Raw genomic sequence first — 21,118 nt, 5'->3', positions numbered from 1 at the left:
GGCGCGGCCCGTCCGCCCGCGTCCCGTCCGCCCGCGCACTGCCCGCCGCGCCCGGACGGCCGGCACCGTTGAGGCCGTCGAGCCCCTTGAGGCCATCGAGCCCCTTGAGACCGTTGGAACTGACGGAGCTGACGGAGCTGTGGGGACTGAGGGAACTCTCGGCCGCCTTCGGTCCCTTCGGACCGCTGGACGGGTCTCCCGCCCGGCGCCCGGCGTCCGCTCCCGGCGCACCGGCGGAGCCCGGCGGGGCCGTGCCGCCGCAGGTGCCGCACGCGCCGGCCCTGGCTCCTCGTACCGCCGCGGCCCGTCCCGCGCCGCGGTTCACCGGGCCCGGTTCCGGCCCCGCGGCGCGGCCCTCCGGAACCGGCTCCGGCCCCAGCAGCGCCAGCGCCTCCGCCAGCGGCGCGAGCCGTCCGGCCCCCGGACGCGGTCCTGCGGCCCCCGGTACGAGCAGCGCGTGCAGCCCGCTGTACGGAATGGTCCGCTCCGCCTCGACGGCCCTGGTGCGGAGCACCGTCGCGCCCGCCGCGTGCGCCGCGGCCCGTTCGAGCAGTGCGCTGCGCCCGAGCCCGCGTTCGCCCAGGATCAGCAACGCGCCGCCCGTACCGTCGCGCGCCGCCCCCTCCAGCAGCTCGGCGAGGGCCCGGAGTTCGGCCCGCCGCCCGTGCAGCGGCCGCGGATCTACGGCCTTGGGGGCCGTCCGGCCGTTGTCCCGCGTCACGTCCACCGGTCTCATCAAGGAACTCCCTCGTGTGGATCCCCCCCGTGCCAACCGACTTGCGCGCGTACACCGGCCCGGCTCAGTCCGGCAGCATCACCGCCCGTCCGCCCGCCGTCCCGTCCACGAGCCGCTGGAGGCCGTCGGCGACGTCGGCCAGCCGCAGCCGCTCGCCGACCAGCGGGCTGACGGCGCCGCGTGCCGCGAGTGCGGTCAGCTCCTCGTGGGCGCGGCGGATACCGGGCCGGTCGCGCCGGGCGTACAGGCCCCAGTGCAGGCCGTGAATGGTGTAGTTGTCGATCAGCGCCCCGCTGAGGCTGGGCCGGGGCACGACACCGCTGGCGAAGCCCACGACGACGAGACGGCCCTCGAAGGCCATGCAGCGCGCGGACCCGCTGAAGGCGGTGCCGCCCACCGGGTCGTAGACGACGTCCGCGCCGCGCCCGGCGGTCACCTCGGCCACGACCTCGGTGAAGTCCTCCCGGTGCCGGTCGACGACCACGTCGGCGCCAAGCCCACGGGCGATCTTGACCTTGTCGGGGCCGCCCGCGACACCGATCACCGTCGCCCCGGCCGCCTTCCCCAGCTGCACGGCCGCGCTGCCGACGCCCCCCGCCGCCGCGTGCACGAGCAGGGTCTCCCCCGCCCGCAGCCGGGCCCGCCGGTGCAGCCCGAACCAGCCCGTCTGGTAGCTGATGTAGAAGGCCGCGGCGGCCGGGTCGTCCAGCGCCTCCGGGGCGGGCAGCGCCGAGCGGGCCTCCATGACGGTGTGCTCCGCGAACCCGCCGTGCGGCAGCGCGGACAGGCCCACCACCCGGTCGCCCACGGCCGGCCAGGTGACGTCCTCCCCGGTCTCCAGGACCTCTCCGCAGACCTCCAGCCCGGGGGTGAAGGGCATCGCCGGCTTGATCTGGTAGAGCCCGCGGCACAGCAGGACGTCGGGGAAGCTCACCGCGGCGGCGAGCACCCGGACCGTGATCCGGCCGGGCCCGGGCGCGGGGTCGGCGACACGCTCCAGTCTCAGCACGTCGACCGGCTCCCCCGGTTCGTGAACCTGCCAGGCGCGCAAGGGCCCTCCTCGTCGACGGCTCGGACCGGGCCCGCGAGGAAGGTCCCGAGGCCGGGTCGGAGCCGCTACGACACCACGCGCACCGCCCGCGGTCCACGTCCGCCCGGAAGATCGGGGCTGGCTCCCAGGACGTACGGCCACGGGCTGTGCCGTCCCACAAGCCGCGCCCCCGCCGTCGCCGCCCCGTGAACTGCGCCGTTACCGTCGGCCCGGACACGGACCGGGCGGGCCCGGCGGCGGCCGGGCGGAACGGGCCGCGCGGCCCGCCCCCGCCACGACCGGACGGGACACCTCATGACGCAGCAGACCCCGCAGACCCCTTCCGTCGGCGGGCCCCGGCCCGCCGCGGAGGACCTTCCCCGAGCGGCCACCCACGCGTTCACCTCCTTCGACGGCACGGTGATCCGCTATCACGTGTACGAAGCCGAGCCCGCCGGTACGGAGCCGGCCGGGCCGCCCGTGGTGCTGCACCACGGCTTCGTCGCGGACACCTTCACCAACTGGTCCGCCCCCGGGATCGTCGGCGCGCTGACCGCCCGCGGCCACCGGGTCGTCGGCATCGACGCCCGGGGGCACGGCCGCTCCGGGAAGCCGCACGACTCCGCGCGTTACGGCGAGCCGGCCATGGCCCGCGACCTGAGCGCGCTCCTCGACGAGCTGGGCGCGGAGCACGTGCGGCTCGCCGGGTATTCGATGGGCGCCGTGGTCTCCCTGCTCGCCGCGGCCGCCGACGACCGGATAACCCGGCTGGTGGCGGGCGGCGTGGGTGCCGGGATCGTGGAGATGGGCGGGCTCGACACCCGCGCCGTGCCCCCGGAGGGCATCGTCGCCGCGCTCACCGCGGAGGACCCGTCCGCGGTCGGCCCGGAGGCGGCCGGCTTCCGGGCGCTGGCCGACGCGGTCGGCGCGGACCGCGCGGCGCTCGCCGCCCACGCCGCCGCCGTGCACCAGGGGACGATGCCGCTCGCCGACGTGCGGGTCCCGGTGCTGGTGCTCGCCGGGGACGAGGACCCGCTGGCCGTGCGGCCCTCGGTGCTGGTGGACGCGCTGCCGGACGCCCGGCTGCTGACGGTGCCCGGCGACCACGTGGCGGCCGTGGGGGATCCGGGCTTCGCCGCAGCGATCGTGGACTTCTTCTCCGAGAACTGACGAGGTGTGACGGCGCCGCACGCGGTAACCCAGGAATCACCGGGCTTCCGGCGGGCCGGTGCCGTCCGCCGGGACCGGGGGGCGCGGGACACCGGCGCCGCCCGGACAGCCGGGCCCCGCGCGGAGCCGGCCGGCCACTGAGCCGGACACTCCACGGGACTTAGGGGCCGGGCGCCCGTCCCGTACGGACCCCGGCTCCGCCCATGGACCCGCGGTCCCGCGCGCCGGCCCGCCCGGGCAGCCCGCCGGGGCCCGCCACCGCCCGCCCCGGGCACCCGGACAGCGTCCGCCCGGCCCGGTACAGATGGCCCGATAGCGGATACAACGGGATCATTAAGGACGTAACTTCTCACCCGACAACCCCAGGGAGATGGCAGTCATGGACCCGACCGACAATGGCGGTGACGGCAACCGGATCGTGGTGGGGGTCGACGGTTCCGAACCCTCCCGGGAGGCCCTGCGCTGGGCCGTCGCACAGGCGCGGCTGACCGGCGCCCGGGTCGACGCCATCATGTCCTGGGAGTGGCCCGGCCATGTCGCCTGGGCCGGGCTGACGCCGCCGACGGCCGCGACGGACGAGACCATCGAGGGTTCCGCGCAGCTCACCCTGCTCACCACGATCGACGAGACCGTGGGCCCCGAGCCGCAGGTACGGATCCGCGCCCTCACCCAGCCCGGCAGCCCCGTCCGGGTGTTGCTGGAGGCAGCCGAGGGAGCCTCGCTGCTCGTCGTCGGCAGCCGGGGGCTGGGCGGTTTCAAGGGCGCGCTGCTCGGATCGGTGAGCCAGCACCTCTCGCACCACGCGCCGTGCCCCCTCGTGATCGTGCGGGCGCCCGAGGCGAAGTAGCCGGCGGATTCCTCCCGGCCGGACGCCCTCGCCGGAGAACACCCGCGTGTTCACGGAAATCAGGGGCAAAAGGCGGACTGGAGGTTGATAACCATGGGTCCGGTTCTTCTCGTACTGCTCCTCGCGCTCATTCTTTTCGGCGCGGGATTCGCCCTGAAAGCACTGTGGTACATCGCGGTGATCGTGCTGGTTCTCTGGCTCGTCGGCTTCTTCGTCCGCCCGGCCGGCGCGGGCGGGAAACGGGGCCGCTGGTACCGCTGGTAGCAGCCCGCCGGGAGCGGGCACGCAAACAGCACAGCCCGACGCCGGAAGACCGAGGGGGCGCGNGGCCGCGCCCCCTCGGTCCGTCACGTCTTCCCGGTCCGCGCTTTCCCCGATCGGTCTCGCTTTCCGGTCCGTCAGGTCTTCCCGGTCCGTCAGGTCTTCCCGGTCCGTCTCGCTTTCCCGGTCGGTCCCGCTTTCCCGGCCTGCCGTCCTTCCGGAAGGTCCGGTCCTCCGTTCGCCGCGTCTCCGGCTCCGGAGTGGCGTCACCGCATCACATCGGGACCGCGTCCGATGCGCGGATGCCACCACGCCGGAGAGCCGGCATGCGGCACACCCGAGGGTGGTGCCGCATGCCGGCTGCTTCCCGTCTCGTCCCTCGTCCCGCCCGTCGACGGTCGGCCCGTCGTCCCCGTCGCCCCTCGGCCCGGCCGGACTCGACGGCCGGGACCCGACGGGGCCCCGGCCGAACACGGACACGGGCTCGGACTCGGGCACGGGGCACGGGCTCGTACACGGGCACGACCCGCGAACGCCGGGCAGGAGCAGGGAAACGCTCAGACCTGGTCCGGCAGCATTCCCGCGCGGAGTTCCTTCAGCATGCGGGACAGCAACCGCGACACATGCATCTGGGAAATACCCAGTTCCGCGCCGATCTCGGATTGCGTCATCTCCGCGCCGAAACGCATCTGGAGAATGGTCCGGTCGCGCTCGCCGAGCTTTTCCACCAGCGGCTTGAGGGCGTGCAGATTCTCCACCGTCTCGATGCCCGGGTCGATGTCGCCCATGAGATCGGCGAGGGTGCTCGCCCGGCCGTTCTCGGCGCCGTCGTCCACGGGGATGTCCAGCGAGCCGGCGGCGTAGCCGTTGCTCGCGACGATCCCCTCGAGGACCTCCTCCGCGGTGAGCCCCAGGTGCTCGGCCAGTTCCTCCGGCGTCGGCGCGCGGTCCAGCCGCTGCGACAGGACGTCGTTGGCCTTGGCCAGGTCGATGCGCAGCTCCTGCAGCCTGCGCGGGACGTGGACCGACCAGCTGGTGTCCCGGAAGAAACGCTTGATCTCACCGACGATGTACGGCACGGCGAAGGTGGTGAACTCCACCGAGCGGGTCAGGTCGAACCGGTCGATCGCCTTGATGAGTCCGATCGTGCCGACCTGGACGATGTCCTCCATCTCGTCCGAGCGGTTGCGGAACCGGCGCGCGGCGAACCGGACGAGGGAGAGGTTCAGCTCGATGAGGCTGTTCCGGGCGTACTGGTATTCGTGGGTGCCCTCTTCGAGCTCCGCGAGGCGGTCGAAGAACACCTTCGACAGCTCCCGTGCGTCCTGCGGAGCAACCTGAGTGGGATCTTCGATCCACGGCATATCCCCAACGTTCACCGCCGTATCGGCCTGGGCCTCGGTCGGCGAGACGGCTGTCACAGTCGTACCTGCCGTGGTGTCCATAGTGACCTCCATGCGTCTCCTTCGGGGACGGAGAGGCGCCTACCCATGCCACTCTGCGCTACACACGCCTAGGCAAAATTGTTGATGCCGGGGAAGTGCATACAGCTCAGAGAGCACCGACGACAGTCCGTGTTTGCTGCCAGGGGCAGCGGTTAAGCGGCGTGCATGGCTGAGAAGAAGAACGTACGCACACAGAACCGCAATGACGGCACGGCCGCCAAGTCCGCGCGGAGCACGGCGGAACGGGCCAAGAGCACGTCGTCCGAGACGCCGGGCACCTCCACGGGCACCTCCACGGGCACCTCCGCGGCCAAGTCCGCCAAGGGCACGGCGGACAGCACGGCCGGGAACGGCCGCGCCGCCGGGAACACCGCGGAGAGCACAGCGCGCAACGGCAGCGGGAAGTTCACGTCCGCCCGCGGCACCCTCCAGGGCGCCGCCGCCAAGACCGCGCATGTCACCGCCGACAAGGCGACGGCCACCGGCCGCACCGTGGCGGCGGCGCCGAAGAAGGCCGCCGCGGTGGCCGGTACGGCGTGGGTCGCCGTCAAGGCCCGCAAGGCGGTCGCCGCGGGCGCGGCAGGCGCGGGCGCCCTCGCGGTGGCCGGCACCTCCGTGGCCCTCGTGCGCCGCCGCGCGGCACGCCGCCGCGGGCCGCTCGCCCGGTTGACCGGTGGGCGACTGGGCTCCTGACCCGTGCGGTCGCCGGATCCCCGGCCACCGCACCGGACACCGTCCGGGCCGCGCGCCGGGCGTCCCGCCGGTCCCCCGCCCCTGCGGCGGAGAACTTCTTCCGTCCCGCCCACCGGGTGAGGAAGGAGTTCTCCGCCGTTTCACGTACGTCTCGCCGTCCCGCGCAGGCCTCGCCGTCCCGCGTACGCCTCGTCCGCCCGCGTACGCCCCGCTGTTCCCGTACATCCCATTGTTCCCGTACGTCCCGCCGTTCGCGTACGCCCCACCGTATTCGCGTACGCCCGGCCGTCCCGCGTACATCCGACCGTTCACGTACGTCCCGCCGTTCACGTACGTCCGCGTCCCGCCGTTCGCCCACGCCCCGCCGGCGATGAGCGGCCGGGCGCTCTCACCCGGCCGCCGTCTCCCGCACCCGGTCCGCGGCCTTCTTGTCGAGCGCCACCCGGACCAGCGCCGCAGCCAGCCGCGGCAGGTCCTTCTCCTCCACCAGCTTCGCGAGCGCCGACGGCGAACTCGGCAGCCCGACCCGCTCGGCCCCCGCCAGCGCCTTCGCGTCGAGATAGGGGCGGCACTCCGGCCAGACGCCCTGCGCCTCCCGCAGGAAGATGTCGGCGCCGGTCGGGCCGATGCCGGGGACCTCCCGCAGCAGCGCCTTCTCCCGCTCCGTACCGTCCGCGTCGTCCCGCAGCCGCCGCAGGTCGCCCCGGTACTTCTCCAGCATCAGTTCCGCGCCCTTGCCCAACTGGGTCGAGGTGCGTTCGTCGTAGCGCCGGTAGCCACCCTCGCCCAGCGCGTCGACGCGCTGCTGCCAGGTCGCGTCCGCCATGTGCCGGGCGTCCTTCATCCCGGCGTCGAAGAGCGCGCGGGCGGCGGCCACCGCGATGTCGGCCCGGATCCGCGCGGACAGCAGCACCGACAGCACCAGGAGTTGGTAGAGCGGCTGCGGCGAGTCCTTCAGCCGGATCCCGGCCTCGGCCGCGTACGTGCGCCCCAGCTCGTCGAGCAGGGCCCGCGCCAACGTCTCGTTCTTGCTGCTCATGCGGGAGATCACCACTCCGGGTCGGGCGGGCTTCGGGCCGCGGAGGCGCCGTCGCCTCCGGCCCGGCACGGGTGCCCGCCGTCCGGCGCGCCAACCGGGTGCTCCCCCGTTCGGCGCAGGGCTCGTGGACGGAACCGGACCGGGGGCGCGGGCCGGGCACCCGCCCCGCCCGGTCCCCCGGCTCCGTCCGGCTCCACCCGGCCCTGTCCGGCTCCATCGGCTCCACCCGGCTCCGGGCGGTTCCATCCGGCTCCATCAGGCTCCGTTCCGGCTCCGTCCGGTCCCGCCCCGGCTCCCCCGGGCCGGTCAGGCAGCCGCCTCCTCCTGCCGGGCCCGCCGGCGCAGCACGCTCCAGATGATCTCCAGCGCCGCGCCGGCCGCGGCGGCGACGGCGACCGCGGTCCACGGTGCCTGCACGCCGACCAGCTCGATCTGGAAGAACTCCTGGAGGAACGGCACCGCCAGCACGGTCACGAACGCCAGGCCCATCCCGGCCACCAGCAGCACCCGCCACCAGGTGTAGGGCCGGGCGATGACCGCCAGCGCCCAGAGTGCGACCAGGAACAGCGTCAGACAGGCGATGGAGGTCTCCGCCTCCAGATCACCGTCGTAGACCGCGCGGGCCATGAAGTACGAACCGATGGTGGCGGCCGCCGCGAGTGCGCCCGCCGGGACGGCGAAGCGCAGCACCCGGCCGACGAAGTCGGACTTCGCCCGTTCCGCGTTGGGCGCGAGCGCCAGGAAGAACGCGGGGATGCCGATCGTCAGCGAACCGATGAGCGTCAGATGGCGCGGCAGGAAGGGGTAGGGCACCTGGGCGAGGACGACGACGACCGCGAGCAGCGCGCCGTAGACGGTCTTGGTGAGGAAGAGGTTGGCGACGCGTTCGATGTTGCCGATGACGCGCCGGCCCTCGGCGACGACGGACGGCAGCGAGGAGAAGCTGTTGTTGAGCAGCACGATCTGCGCCACGCCCCGGGACGCGGGGCTGCCGGAGCCCATGGCCACGGCGATGTCGGCGTCCTTGAGGGCCAGCACGTCGTTGACGCCGTCGCCGGTCATGGCGACGGTGTGGCCACGCGACTGGAGGGCCCCGACCATGTCGCGCTTCTGCTGCGGCCCGACCCGGCCGAAGACGGAGTTGGCCTCGACGGCGTCGGCCAGTTCCTCCTTCTCCTGCGGCAGTGACCGCGCGTCCACGGGGTGTTCGGCCCCGGGCAGGTCGAGCCCGCGCGCGACGGCACCGACGGAGAGGGCGTTGTCGCCGGAGATGACCTTGGAGTCGACGCCCTGGTCGGCGAAGTAGCGGAGCGTTTCGTGCGCCTCCGGCCGGATGCGCTGCTTGATCACGACGAGGGCGGCGGCGGTGGCCGAACCGGACGCCCGCCCCGGGTCGGCGAGCAGCGTGTCCAGGTCATCGCCGGTCCGGGCGAGGAGCAGCACCCGCAGCCCGCGGGAGCCGTAGGAGTCGGCGTCGGCGAGCACGGGGTGCCCGGCCGGCAGCAGGACGTCGGGGGCGCCGAGCAGCCAGGTGGCGGTGGTGCCGGAGGCGTCGGTGAGGGTGGCGCCGCTCCACTTGCGGGCGGAGGAGAAGGGGGCGCCGGCGCGCACCGTCCAGCCGTCGGGGGCGGGGAAACGGTCGATGACGGCCTGGAGGGAGGCGTTGGGCCGCTCGTCGGCGGTGCCGAGCGCGCCGAGGACGTCCTCGAGCGGCACACCGTCCTCGACCGCGCGGACCTCCTCGACGTCCATCGCGGCCTGGGTGAGGGTGCCGGTCTTGTCCAGGCAGACGGTGTCGACCCGGGCCAGCCCCTCGATCGCGGGCAGTTCCTGGACCAGGCACTGCTTCTGGCCCAGCCGTACGACGCCGACGGCGAAGGCGATGGAGGTCAGCAGCACCAGGCCCTCGGGGACCATCGGCACCAGGCCGCCCACCATGCGGCGCACCGCCTCGGGCAGATCCCCGTCGTTGATCATGAACTGGCTGATGATCAGCGCGATGCCGGCCGGGATGATCACGTATGTGACGTACTTGAGGATGGTGCTGATGCCCTGCCGCAGTTCGGAGTCCACCAGCGTGAAGCGCTTGGCCTCCTCGGCGAGCTGGGCGGCGTAGGCGTCACGGCCGACCCGGGTGGTGGCGAACGCGCCGGTGCCCGCGACGACGAAGCTGCCGGACATCACCGGGTCGCCCGGTTCCTTGACGACCGGGTCGGCCTCGCCGGTGAGCAGCGACTCGTCGACCTCCAGATTGTCGGAGGCCACGGTCCGGCCGTCGACGACGATCTTGTCGCCGGGGCCGATCTCGATGATGTCGTCGATGACGACCTCGGACGGCGCGATCTCGGCGAGCCGCCCGTCGCGCCACACCGAGGGCCGGGTCTCGCCCACGATCGCCAGCTGGTCCAGCGTCCGCTTGGCCCGCAGCTCCTGGATGATGCCGATGACGGTGTTCGCCAGGATGACGCCGCCGAACAGCCCGTCCTGGACCGGGCCCACGATCATGATGATCACGAACAGGACGCCGATGATCGCGTTGATCCGGGTGAACAGGTTGGCCCGGACGATCTCCCCGAGGCTGCGGCTGGACCGGCTCGGTACGTCGTTGACCTGCCCCGCCTCGACCCGGGCGGCGACCTCCGCCGCCGAGAGTCCGGCTCCCCGCTCCGGGGGGCGGTCGTCCGGGGCCACGGCCACGGCCTCCGCCGGGGCGGGACTCCCCACGGGCCCGTCGGCGGTATCCAGCCGTTCAGTCATGTGCGTGTGTCCTCCGCGTTCTGGCGGCGCCGACGGTCTGCCGCGGGGGCGGTCGTGCCCCCGGCCGTTGCCGCTTCCGCGTAGCAACGTACGGCGTGGGGGCGGCGCGGCACCATCCACCCATGGGCAGAGCCGGACCCCGAAGTTCCTCGGGGGCGACCCCGGCGGGTCCCCGCGGCACAGGACCGTGGCGGCGGACGGGCAGCGGCTCGACGCCGGCCGGGCAGCCGCGCCCGGCCGGACAGCGCTGTCCGCCGGACAACGGAGCCCGGCGGACAGCGTCAAGGCGGTGCGGCCTCATGGCGGTGCGGCGTCACGGCATCACTGCATCACGGTGGTGCGGCGTCACGGTGGTGCACGACGGTGCGGCGTCACGGCGTCACGGCGTCACGGCGTCACGACGGTGCGGTGAGGAGCGGGACGCGGGATCCGGGCCGGCAGGGACACCGCCGGGGGCCCGGCGGGGAGCGGAGGCCCGCGCCGGGCGACGGCAAGAACGCGAAGGGACGGGAAGAACGCGGAACGACGGCGGGCGCGGCTCGGCGGCGCGACCCGTCGGTACTGGCGTACTGCCGTACGGGCGCACTGCCGTACGGGCGGCCCGGCGCCCGCGGCGCCGCCCTCCGCGCCCCACGACGCGGCGGTCACCGCCACCGGGCCGCCGCGCTCGGACTCACCTCGCGTGCTTCACAGCTCCTGCACCACCTCCAGGTTCGTGAACTTCGGCTCACGGGTGCACAGCTCACGGAACTTGCCGGCGAGCCGCTGGGTGTCGGGCAGGTCGTTGTTCCGCATCGCCGCTTCGTACGACGGGAACTCCACGACGTCGACGTAGTGGCGCGGGTTCTCGCGGTCCTGACTGTGGATCTCCCGGGTCACGGTCCGCTTCCCCTCGGTCGCCTTCTCCCACTCGTCGAAGACCGCTTCCATCTCCGGCTCACGGGTCGTCTCGTAGTCGATGATCTGGACGAACGTCATCCGGATCAGCCTCCTCAGCCGTTCGGTTTCGCGTACTCCGAGGCCATACCGCCGGCGAAGTCGTACACGACGACCTGTTCGTCACCGACGACCCAGGCATCGTGCCCCGGCGAACAGACGAAGACGTCCCCGGCTCCGACCTCGCCCTCGGCACCGTCGTCCATCCGCAGGCGCATGCGCCCCTGCACGACGAACCCGTTGTGGTGGACCTGGCAGCTGTCGGTCCCGGCTATCGGCCCGACCGACTCCGACCACCGCCAGCCGGGCTCGAAGACGGCCACGGCGAAGTCCAGTCCGGTCAGGTGCAGCGTTTCGAGATGGCCACGGGGGAAGTCCCGGCGGTCATCCGGCTTGTCGATCGTCTTCGTTTCCAGGGTCACGGCGGGCCATCTCCATCCGCGGTCGCGTGCTCCGGCCCAGCCACCGTTCACGGGGCTCCGCTCCACGACACGGTGGTCCGGCCCCTCTGCTCCAGGGTCTCTCCGTACGCGGCCCCGCGCCACTCGAACGGCGGCCCAGCGGTTGCCGAACTCGTGCGCGCGGCGCAAGCTCCGTGCGCACCGGCCGCGGTCCGCCGGCTCCCGAGCGGACAGGCCGGAACGACCCCTCGGATCCACCGGCCCGCGCGGAAAGGCTCATGGGCCGACGATCACGGTCGCCCGAGGTCCACCACCCGCATGCGGGGACGCTCAAGGCCCGGCACGGACGCGGAGACGCCCGGGGTCCGGCACGGACGGATACGGGGACGCCCGGGGTCCGGCACGGATACCCGGGGGGACGGGGACGCCCGGGGCCCGTCACGCACGGGAAGACCCGCGCCGCCCGTCTCCGTGAGGCGCCCACCGAACGCGGAGTGCCCCCGCACCCGGCGTCCCCACAGCTCACAACGATTCTTCGCCGGGCTCGCTGGGTGGGGCGGGTGGGACTCGAACCCACGACCGACGGATTATGAGTCCGCTGCTCTAACCGGCTGAGCTACCGCCCCGTCACGGCGTGCCGCGCACAAGTGTGCGCGCCGTCTGCCGCAGCATAGCCGCTCATAGGATCTGCCGCCCGTACGGGCCGCGGACGTCCGAGGCATGCACACGATCATGGTCGCCGCATCCGTCCGCCGCCGTACGGAGCAAAGCAAAAGGCCCCCGGAAGGGGGCCCTTCTCCGCTGCTCCCCCGACTGGATTCGAACCAGTAACCTGCCGGTTAACAGCCGGCTGCTCTGCCGATTGAGCTACAGGGGACTGCTCTGCTCGGTCCCGCCGGTCCGGTCTCCCCGGGGGCGTTCCCTCGCTGCGAGCAATACATTAGCGCATGACAGGCCGTGCTCCGAAATCGGTAAAGCATCACCGCCCGGTCCCGGGGCAGGCGGCCAGTACGCACCGCAGACAAGGAGGAACGCCATGCGGTACCGGCTCACGTTCATCACCGGACTGGCCGTCGGTTACGTCCTCGGCTCGCGGGCCGGGCGCGAGCGCTACGAGCAGCTTCTGAAGACCGCACGGCAGGTCGCCCAGAACCCGGCGGTCCGCAACGCCGCCGAGACCGCGGCGCAGAGCGGCCGCCAGGCCGCGTCCAAGGCCGCGGACACGGTCGACACGAGGTTCGGCGACCGGCTTCCCGGCTCCGTGACCGAGCGCGTCCGGTCACTGCGCGACCAGCGCGGCACCGCGGAGGACGACTGGGGCACGAGCAACACCTGACCCGCGCCGGGGACGCCCCGACGCCGAGCGCCCGCCCGGGCCCAGTGCCCGGGCGGGCGCTCGGCGTCGCAGGAGCGGACGCTCGGCGCCGGGACGGGCTGGCCCAGGACGCTCGGCGTCGGGACTGGCTGGCACCGGACGCTCGGCATCGAGGCGGGCCCGGACTCTCCCCGTCAGGGCGGGCCCGGACCCCCGGCACCGGGGCCAGGCAGGCGCGGACCCTCCGCTCAGCGCGGACCCGGCCCCCCGGCACCGGGGCCAGGCAGGCGCGGACCCTCCGCGTCAGCGCGGGCCCGGGCACCCGGCACCGGGGCAGGCCAGGACGCTCGGCGTCGGGGCGGGCGGGCGATAGGGCATCATCTGACCCCATGGGGATCGTCGCCGGACTGGACAGTTCGTACGAGTACACGCGCATTGTCGTCTGTGACAGCGACAGCGGTGCCGTGATCAGGCAGGGGTATGCCGCGCACCCGTTCGAGGGTGGTACGGAGGGCGGCAGGCCGACCGAGACGGATCCGCAGGCCTGGCTGATGTCGCTCGGCGAGGCCGCCGCCGGCGGGGTGCTCGAAGGGGTCCAGGCGATCGGGGTCTCCGCCCAGCAGAACGGGCTGCTCGCGCTCGACTCCGGCGGTGAACTCGTACGGCCCGCGCTGCTCGGCAACGACAAGCGCGCGCAGGCCGCCGCGGCCGACCTCGTCGACGCGCTCGGCGGGCGGGCGGCGTGGGCCCAGGCCGTGGGCTCGGTGCCGCAGGCCGCGCAGCCGGTGGCCAAGCTGCGCTGGCTCGCGCGGACCGAACCGGAGGCCGCCGCCCGGACCGCCGCGCTGATGCAGCCGCACGACTGGCTGGTCTGGCAGCTGCTCGGCCGGCCCGCGCGCCGCACGACCGACCGGGGCGGCGCCTCGGGCACCGGTTACTGGTCGGCGGCCACCGGGGCGTACCGCCCGGACCTGGTCGAGCTGGCCCTCGGCCACCAGGTCGCGCTGCCGGACGTGCTCGGGCCCGCGGAGCCGGCCGGCTACACCCCCGAGGGGCTGCTGATCTCGGCCGGAACCGGCGAGACGATGGCGGCCTCGCTGGGGCTGGGCATCGGCACGGGTGACGCGGTGGTGTCGCTGGGCGCGTCCGGCTCCGCCTTCGCGGTGCACCACGAGGCGCTCGCCGACCCCTCCGGGACGATCACGTCGTTCGCGGACGCCACCGGGATGCATCTGCCGGTGGTGCACATCTCCAACGCGGTACGGGTCCTGCGCGGCGCCGCCGACCTGCTGTCCACCGACCTCGAAGGGCTCTCCCAGCTGGCCCTGAAGTCCACGCCCGGCTCCCACGGCCTGGTGTTCCTCCCCTATCTCGAGGGCGAACGGACCCCGGCGCTGCCGCACACCGCGGGCACGCTGACCGGGCTGCGCCGGGAGAGCATGAAGCCGGAGCACATGGCGCGGGCCGCGTTCGAGGGCATGCTGTGCGCGCTCGCGGACGCGCTGGACGTGCTGCGCGGCCGCGGGGTCTCCGTGCAGCGGGTGTTCCTGCTGGGCGCCGCGGCCGGGCTGCCCGCCGTGCAGGCGATGGCCCCGGCGCTCTTCGGCGCGCGGGTCGTCGTGCCGGAACCGGCGGACTACGCGGCGCTGGGCGCGGCCCGGCAGGCCGCCTGGGCGCTGGGCGCGGCGCACGGACAGCTGCCGGCGCACGAGCCGCCGCGCTGGCAGGGCGCCGCGGCGCAGATCTTCGACGCGGGCGAGGAGGGCCCGGTGGGGCAGGCCGTGCGGCAGCAGTACGTCGCCGTGCGCGAGCAGACCCACCCGGGAGCCTTCGCCGTCTGACCCGCGCGGCCCCGCCCTGACCCGCGCGGCCCCGCCCTGACCCGCGCCGACCCGCGCTGATCCGTCCCGACCCGCAGAATCCGCGAAGCCGCCGAAGCCGCCCGGGCCGTCCGGACCGTCCGGTCACGGGGCGAGCCGGTTCGGGGAATGGCCCGGCGGCCGCCGGGGAGCGCCCGGAAAACCGTTCGCGCCCGCGCCGCCGCGCACGGCAGTGTGGCCCGGCACGCCGGACACCGAGCCGCCGGCAGGGGTTGCCTTGTACGCGTAGCGCGTAAGCCCGGGAACTTTTCCCGGTCTTGGGCGAAGGCCCCCGCGGATTGCCGGAGTATTGCCACAAGCTTTCGATCACACGGTGGCCTCTCCCGTGATCACCGATCCGCCGACCCGCCGCACTCCCAGCCGATGAAAGACATCACGTGCTGATCAAACTCCTGCGCTCCCATCTGCCCCCGTACAGACGCCCCCTCGCCCTGCTGGTGCTGCTCCAGCTCGTCCAGACGCTCGCCGCGCTCTATCTGCCGACGCTGAACGCCGACATCATCGACGACGGAGTCGTGAAGGGCGACACCGGCCGCATCGTGGAACTCGGCGGCGTCATGATCGCGGTGACCCTGGTCCAGGCGGGCTGCACGATCGGCGCGGTGTTCTTCGCGGCCCGTACCTCCATGGCCGTCGGCCGGGACATCCGGGCCTCCGTGTTCGACCGGGTGCAGAGCTTCTCCGCCCGGGAGGTCGGCCGGTTCGGCGCGCCCTCGCTGATCACCCGGACCACCAACGACGTCCAGCAGGTCCAGATGCTGGTGCTGATGACCTGCACCCTCATGGTCACCGCGCCGATCATGTGCTTCGGCGGCATCCTGATGGCACTCGGCCAGGACGTGCCGCTGTCCTCGCTGCTGCTGGCGGTCGTGCCGGTGCTCGCCGTCGCGGTGCTGCTCATCGTGCGCAGGCTGCGGCCGCTGTTCCGCTCCATGCAGGAGCGGCTGGACACGGTGAACCGCGTGCTGCGCGAGCAGATCACCGGCATCCGCGTCATCCGCGCCTTCGTCCGGGACGACTACGAGCGGCGGCGCTTCCACCACGCCAACGCCGAGCTGACCGATGTCTCGCTGAGCACCGGGCGGCTGATGGCCCTGATGTTCCCGCTGGTGATGACGGTGGTGAACGTCGCGGGCGTGGCCGTTCTGTGGTTCGGCGCGCACCGCATCGACAGCGGCGGCATGCAGATCGGCGCCCTGACGGCCTTTCTCGCCTATCTGCTGCAGATCCTGATGTCCGTGATGATGGCCACCTTCATGTTCATGATGATCCCGCGCGCGGAGGTCTGCGCGGAGCGCATCGAGGAGGTGCTGCGCACCGACTCCAGCGTCGTGCCGCCCGCCGATCCCGTGCGCGCGCTCCCCCGGCACGGGCATCTGGAGCTGCGCGGCGCCTGCTTCCGCTATCCGGGCGCCGAGGCGATGGTGCTCCAGGACGTCGACCTGACCGCCCGGCCCGGCGAGACGACCGCGGTGATCGGCTCGACCGGCAGCGGCAAGAGCACACTGCTCGGTCTGGTGCCGCGGCTGTTCGACCCCACCGGCGGAGAGGTGTACGTCGACGGGGTGCCGGTCAAGGACCTCGACCCGGCGCTGCTCGCCCGCACCGTGGGGCTGGTCCCGCAGAAGCCGTACCTCTTCTCCGGGACCGTCGCCTCCAATCTGCGTTACGGCAAACCGGAGGCGACCGACGAGGAGCTGTGGCACGCGCTGGAGACCGCGCAGGCCAAGGAGTTCGTGGAGCGGATGGAGGGCGGGCTCGACGCGCCGGTCGCCCAGGGCGGCAGCAACGTCTCCGGCGGCCAGCGGCAGCGGCTCGCGATCGCCCGGGTGCTCGTACGGCAGCCGGAGATCTACCTCTTCGACGACTCCTTCTCCGCTCTCGACTACGCCACGGACGCGGCGCTGCGCGCGGCGCTGGCCCGGGAGACCGCGGAGGCGACCGTCGTGATCGTCGCCCAGCGGGTGAGCACCATCCGGGACGCCGACCGCATCCTCGTCCTCGACGAGGGCCGCGTCGTCGGCTCCGGGACGCACCACGAACTGATGGACGGCAACGAGACCTACCGGGAGATCGTGCTCTCCCAGCTCACCGAACAGGAGGCGGCGTGACCACCCCGCAGACTTCGGCGGTACGCCGTCCCCCGCCGCCCCCGCCCGGCCCGGGGCGCATGATGGGCGGTCCGGTCGAGCGGTCGATGGACTTCCGGGGCTCCGGCAAGCGGCTGCTGCGCCGCCTGGCTCCCGACCGGACCCTGCTGTACGGGGTGCTGGCCGCGGGCGTCGCGACCGTCACCCTGTCCGTGCTCGGCCCGAAATACCTCGGCCACGCCACCGACCTGATCTTCGCCGGGGTCGTCGGGCGGCAGTTGCCGGAAGGAGTCAGCAGGGAGGAGGCGGTCGAGAACGCCCGCAGCTCCGGTGACGGCGACATCGCCGACATGCTGGCCGCGATGGAGTTCACGCCCGGCCAGGGCATCGACTTCGGCCCGGTCGGCTCGGTGCTGCTGCTGGTGCTGGCGATCTACGCGGCCTCGGGGGTGTTCGGCGTCGTCCAGGGCCGGCTGGCGGCGCTCGCCATCAACCGCGCGGTGTACCGGCTGCGGGAGGACGTCGAGGCCAAGCTGTCCCGGCTGCCGCTCGCCTACTTCGACCGGCAGCCGCGCGGTGAGGTGCTGAGCCGGGCGACCAACGACATCGACAACATCGGCCAGACGCTCCAGCAGACCATGGGGCAGGTGGTGAACTCCCTGCTGACCATCGTCGGCGTACTCGCCATGATGTTCTGGATCTCCCCGCTGCTGGCGCTGGTCGCGCTGGTCACGGTGCCGGTGTCGGTCGTGGTCGCGACGGCCGTGGGCAAACGGGCGCAGCCGCAGTTCGTGGCGCAGTGGAAGACCACCGGCAAGCTGAACGGGCACATCGAGGAGATGTACACCGGCCATGCCCTGGTGAAGGTCTTCGGACGGCACCAGGAGTCGGCCGACACGTTCCGCGAGCACAACGAGGCGCTGTTCCGGTCCGGTTTCCGCGCCCAGTTCATCAGCGGCGTCATCCAGCCCTCGATGATGCTGATCGGCAACCTCAACTATGTGCTGGTCGCGGTCATCGGCGGGCTGCGGGTCGCCTCGGGTTCGCTGTCCATCGGCGACGTACAGGCGTTCATCCAGTACTCCCGGCAGTTCAGCCAGCCGCTGACGCAGGTCGCGAGCATGGCGAACCTGGTGCAGTCCACGGTCGCCTCGGCGGAGCGCGTCTTCGAGCTGCTGGACGCGGAGGAGCAGGATCCCGACCCGGAGCCGGCCGTACGGACTTCGCCGGTCCGCGGCCGGGTGGCGCTGGAGGGCGTGTCGTTCCGCTACGAGCCCGAGAAGCCGCTGATCGAAAACCTGTCGCTGACGGTCGAGCCCGGGCAGACGGTCGCGATCGTCGGCCCGACCGGCGCGGGCAAGACGACCCTGGTCAATCTGCTGATGCGGTTCTACGAGGTCAGCGGCGGGCGGATCACGCTGGACGGCGCGGACATCGCCGGGCTGCCCCGCGAGGAACTGCGGTCCCACATCGGCATGGTGCTCCAGGACACCTGGCTGTTCGGCGGCACGATCGCGGAGAACATCGCGTACGGGGCTGCGAGCGGCCCGGCGGAGGCGGGACCGGCGGAGTCCGGCCCCGTGAAGGAGGACCCGGCGAAGTCCGGCTCCGTGAAGGAGGACCCGGCGGAGTCCGGCCCCGCGAAGGAGGACCCGGCGGAGTCCGGCCCCGCGAAGAAGGGCCCGGCGAAGAGCAGCCGGGGGGAGCGGGACGCGATCGGCGGCTCGGACGGCGCCCTGCGCGAGGCGGGCGACGCGCCGCGTCCGGTGGCGTCGCGCCGGCAGGTCGAGGAAGCGGCGCGGGCCGCGCACGCCGACCGGTTCATCCGCACCCTGCCGGACGGCTACGACACGGTGATCGACGACGAGGGCACCGGCGTCAGCGCCGGCGAGAAGCAGCTGATCACCATCGCCCGGGCGTTCCTGTCCGACCCGGTGATCCTGGTGCTGGACGAGGCGACCAGCTCCGTCGACACCCGGACCGAGGTGCTGATCCAGCGCGCCATGGCCACCCTCAGCCACGGCCGGACCAGCTTCGTCATCGCGCACCGGCTGTCCACGATCCGCGACGCCGACGTGATCCTGGTGATGGAGTCCGGGGCCATCGTGGAACAGGGCACGCACGAGCAGCTGCTGGCGGCGGACGGCGCCTACGCCCGGCTGTACTCGGCGCAGTTCGCGGAGGCGGTCGTCGAGGTGGACTGAGCCGCGTCGGCGGCAACCCGTCCCGGGGCGGCCGCGCGCCGCCCCGGGGCCGCCGGTCCCCCGGTCGCCCGGTCGCCTGGAGCCACGGGACACCGGGACTCCGGGACACCGGGGGCAGCCGTCAGTCCAGATAGCCCCGCAGCTGGTCGGCGAAGGCGTGGTCGCGGAGCTTGCTGAGGGTCTTCGACTCGATCTGGCGTATCCGTTCGCGGGTCACGCCGAAGATCCGGCCGATCTCCTCCAGGGTCCGCGGCCGCCCGTCCACCAGGCCGTACCGCAGCTGCACGACCTTGCGTTCGCGCTCGCCCAGCGTGGAGAGCACCGCCTCCAGATGACGGCGCAGCAGCAGGAACGCGGCGGACTCCACCGGGGACGCGGCGTCGCCGTCCTCGATGAGGTCGCCGAGGGCGACGTCGTCCTCCTCGCCGACGGGGGCGTGCAGCGACACCGGCTCCTGGGCCAGGCGCAGCACGTCCCGGACCCGTTCCGCGGTGAGGTCGAGTTCGGCAGCGACCTCCTCGGCCGCGGGTTCGTAGCCGCGTTCCTGGAGCATCCGGCGCTGCACCCGCACGACGCGGTTGATCAGCTCCACGACATGCACCGGCACTCTTATGGTCCGGGCCTGGTCGGCGAGGGCGCGGGACATGGCCTGGCGGATCCACCAGGTCGCGTAGGTCGAGAACTTGTAGCCGCGGGCGTAGTCGAACTTCTCGACGGCGCGGATCAGCCCGAGGTTGCCCTCCTGCACCAGGTCGAGCATGGTCAGGCCGCGGCCGACGTAGCGCTTGGCGACGGAGACGACCAGCCGCAGGTTCGCCTCGATCAGCCGGCGCTTGGCCATCCGGCCGAGTACGACGATGCGGTCCAGGTCGACGGCGAGCTGCGAGTCCAGGTCGGGGAACCGGCCGAGTTTCTCCTCGGCGAACAGCCCCGCCTCCACCCGGCGGGCCAGCTCCACCTCCTCGGCCGCCGTCAGCAGCGGGATCCTCCCGATCTCGCGCAGATACTGGCGGAAGAGGTCGGAGGAGGGGCCGCTGCCGTCGTTCCGCGGGGCGGCCGGTGCGGTGAGGACCTCGGCGGCCTGCGGAGGCTCGGGAGCCCCGCCGGGCAGGACGTCGGGGTCCGTGTCCGCGTCCGCCGCCGGGTCCGCGTCCGGGTCCGGGTGCGGCTGCGGGTGCGCGGCCGGTGCCTCCGCCTCCGCGTCCGGCGGTTCCGCGTCCGGTGTCGGTTCCCCGTCCGGGAGTTCCTCTGTCGGTCCCTCGTCCGGGAGTTCCTCTGTCGGTTCCTCGTCCGGGAGTTCCCCGGGGCCGGCGGCTCCGGGCGGCTCGGAGGGCCGCCCGGCCAACGCCTCGGGATGGTGCGGCGGAAGTGTCTGCGGCGGTACCGCTTCCGCCGTGCCGGTCAGGGTCCGGGTCTGCACGGGGGCGACCTCCAGGGTGATCGCTGCCGGTTCTGGGGCGGCGTGCGACAGCGGAACGGCCGCGGCCGGGCCACCGGCCGTTCCGTACGGGATGAGCGGTTCCGCGGGCGATTCCGGCGCCGCTCGGCCGGACCCGCCGCGCTCCGTGGACTCAGGGGGTGCCCGGCGGATCTCCGCGGCGTCGCGGTACCCGGCACGCGCTCCCCCGGCCACCGCCGGGTTTCCCCAGCGGCGTTACCGGAATGCCTGGCGGCTCTCCGCCACAAGGGCATCCCGGAGCCTTGCGATCGCACGCACCGGACCCCGCTCCTCGGCCCGCGGAGATCCACCGGACACCCCCTGGGCACCGCTCCAGTGTGGAGTACGACACACGCCCGCCACGAGGGGTCTGCGCGCAGTTTTTGCCCCGGGCAGTGACCCGGCGCATCCGGACGGTTACCCGCGCGGAACGCTCAGAGCGCCTCGGCGCCCCGTGCCCGGAGGTTCTGCCGGTACTGCTCCAGGACCCACAGCTCCTGCTGGAGCGGTGCGCTGTCCGTGCCGCCGCCTCCGGCCTCGGAGCGGCGCATGGCGCCCTGGATCTCGCCGATCCGCCGGTCCACGGCCGCCAGCCGTACGGCGACCAGCTGCATGCCCGCGTACATCTCGTCCGGGTCCCGGCGGACCAGCAGCGGCTCCACCGCCAGCTCCGTGATCAGGGTGCGCACGGTGTCGTCGGGCGCGGCCTCCCGGACCCGCGCCAGATACTCCGGGTCGCCCGGGGCCGTGCCGCCGGCCGCGGTGACGGCCGAGCGCACCGCGGCGTAGGGCGGGGCGGTGAACTCGTCCTCGCCGTAGGCGTCGAAGACCGGGGAGACCAGCTCCGGCCGCTGGAGGGCGAGTTTCAGCAGCTCG

16 protein-coding genes, 2 tRNA genes and 1 pseudogene are annotated in these 21,118 nt (G+C 73.5%); 8 read left to right on the top strand and 11 right to left on the bottom strand.

All coding sequences use genetic code 11. The features are described 5' to 3' along the window. The coding region (locus GCU69_RS19715; RefSeq protein ID WP_156206759.1) for an ATP-binding protein at positions 1–736 on the bottom strand (736 nt) is incomplete at its 3' end. 64 nt (positions 737–800) lie between these two features. Continuing rightward, a complete protein-coding gene (locus GCU69_RS19710; protein ID WP_156206758.1) occupies positions 801–1,787 on the bottom strand; it encodes an NADPH:quinone oxidoreductase family protein in 987 nt (328 codons plus the stop codon). Positions 1,788–2,081: 294 nt separating this feature from the next. Between GCU69_RS19710 and GCU69_RS19705 the strand changes: the two genes are divergently transcribed. The 3 genes from GCU69_RS19705 (at position 2,082) to GCU69_RS19695 (ending at position 4,047) form a co-directional block, all read left to right on the top strand. Further along, positions 2,082–2,936 (top strand): alpha/beta fold hydrolase, encoded by an 855-nt coding sequence (locus GCU69_RS19705; RefSeq protein WP_098752389.1) that lies wholly within the window; start codon positions 2,082–2,084, stop codon positions 2,934–2,936. 379 nt (positions 2,937–3,315) lie between these two features. After that, on the top strand, positions 3,316–3,783 hold the full coding sequence (locus GCU69_RS19700; RefSeq protein WP_098752388.1) for a universal stress protein: 468 nt from the start codon (positions 3,316–3,318) through the stop codon (positions 3,781–3,783). A gap of 93 nt (positions 3,784–3,876) precedes the next feature. Next, positions 3,877–4,047, top strand: a complete 171-nt coding sequence (locus GCU69_RS19695; RefSeq protein ID WP_098752387.1) for a DUF5670 family protein — start codon at positions 3,877–3,879, stop codon at positions 4,045–4,047. 554 nt (positions 4,048–4,601) lie between these two features. On the opposite strand, the gene GCU69_RS19690 is transcribed toward GCU69_RS19695, so the two are convergent. Beyond that, positions 4,602–5,489, bottom strand: coding sequence for a SigB/SigF/SigG family RNA polymerase sigma factor (locus tag GCU69_RS19690; protein ID WP_156206762.1), 888 nt, complete (start codon positions 5,487–5,489; stop codon positions 4,602–4,604). 165 nt (positions 5,490–5,654) lie between these two features. Between GCU69_RS19690 and GCU69_RS19685 the strand changes: the two genes are divergently transcribed. Further along, the gene (locus GCU69_RS19685) at positions 5,655–6,182 is read left to right on the top strand and encodes a hypothetical protein (protein ID WP_098752385.1); all 528 of its coding nucleotides are present in this window, start codon (positions 5,655–5,657) and stop codon (positions 6,180–6,182) included. 388 nt (positions 6,183–6,570) lie between these two features. Here GCU69_RS19685 and GCU69_RS19680 read toward each other — a convergent pair whose 3' ends face one another. The 6 genes from GCU69_RS19680 to GCU69_RS19655 form a co-directional block, all read right to left on the bottom strand. Then, positions 6,571–7,221 carry an endonuclease gene (locus GCU69_RS19680; protein ID WP_098752396.1) on the bottom strand — a complete coding sequence of 217 codons (651 nt, stop codon included), beginning with the start codon at positions 7,219–7,221 and terminating at the stop codon, positions 6,571–6,573. Between the two features lie 306 nt (positions 7,222–7,527). After that, complete coding sequence (locus GCU69_RS19675; RefSeq protein ID WP_156206757.1) at positions 7,528–9,978, bottom strand: HAD-IC family P-type ATPase; 2,451 nt, start codon at positions 9,976–9,978, stop codon at positions 7,528–7,530. Between the two features lie 687 nt (positions 9,979–10,665). After that, entirely contained in the window at positions 10,666–10,956 is a 291-nt protein-coding gene (locus GCU69_RS19670; protein WP_098752383.1) for a hypothetical protein, read from the bottom strand. 14 nt (positions 10,957–10,970) lie between these two features. Beyond that, positions 10,971–11,336, bottom strand: a complete 366-nt coding sequence (locus GCU69_RS19665; RefSeq protein ID WP_235978578.1) for a cupin domain-containing protein — start codon at positions 11,334–11,336, stop codon at positions 10,971–10,973. Positions 11,337–11,867: 531 nt separating this feature from the next. Further along, a tRNA-Ile gene (locus GCU69_RS19660) sits at positions 11,868–11,941 on the bottom strand. A 178-nt stretch (positions 11,942–12,119) separates the two neighbouring features. Beyond that, positions 12,120–12,192 (bottom strand) — tRNA-Asn (locus GCU69_RS19655). A 159-nt stretch (positions 12,193–12,351) separates the two neighbouring features. Between GCU69_RS19655 and GCU69_RS19650 the strand changes: the two genes are divergently transcribed. From GCU69_RS19650 to GCU69_RS19635, 4 genes are all read left to right on the top strand, one after another. Further along, positions 12,352–12,651: a hypothetical protein gene (locus GCU69_RS19650; protein ID WP_098751776.1), complete on the top strand. Its 300-nt coding sequence runs from the start codon at positions 12,352–12,354 to the stop codon at positions 12,649–12,651. 368 nt (positions 12,652–13,019) lie between these two features. Next, positions 13,020–14,471, top strand: a complete 1,452-nt coding sequence (locus GCU69_RS19645; protein ID WP_098751777.1) for an FGGY family carbohydrate kinase — start codon at positions 13,020–13,022, stop codon at positions 14,469–14,471. A gap of 416 nt (positions 14,472–14,887) precedes the next feature. Continuing rightward, entirely contained in the window at positions 14,888–16,621 is a 1,734-nt protein-coding gene (locus GCU69_RS19640) for an ABC transporter ATP-binding protein (RefSeq protein WP_098751778.1), read from the top strand. Between the two features lie 59 nt (positions 16,622–16,680). Further along, positions 16,681–18,804 carry an ABC transporter ATP-binding protein gene (locus GCU69_RS19635; RefSeq protein ID WP_156206760.1) on the top strand — a complete coding sequence of 708 codons (2,124 nt, stop codon included), beginning with the start codon at positions 16,681–16,683 and terminating at the stop codon, positions 18,802–18,804. A 121-nt stretch (positions 18,805–18,925) separates the two neighbouring features. Here the strand turns inward: GCU69_RS19635 and GCU69_RS19630 are convergent, their stop codons facing one another. Further along, a complete protein-coding gene (locus GCU69_RS19630; RefSeq protein ID WP_098751782.1) occupies positions 18,926–20,317 on the bottom strand; it encodes an RNA polymerase sigma factor in 1,392 nt (463 codons plus the stop codon). 359 nt (positions 20,318–20,676) lie between these two features. Beyond that, positions 20,677–21,118: pseudogene (locus tag GCU69_RS19625) on the bottom strand (DNA primase); the annotation flags it as partial.

The organism is Streptomyces lycii (assembly GCF_009735685.1).
GTDB lineage: Bacteria > Actinomycetota > Actinomycetes > Streptomycetales > Streptomycetaceae > Streptomyces > Streptomyces lycii.
Note: the sequence above shows the minus strand (reverse complement) of the source record. Positions and strands in the feature narration are given on the sequence as shown.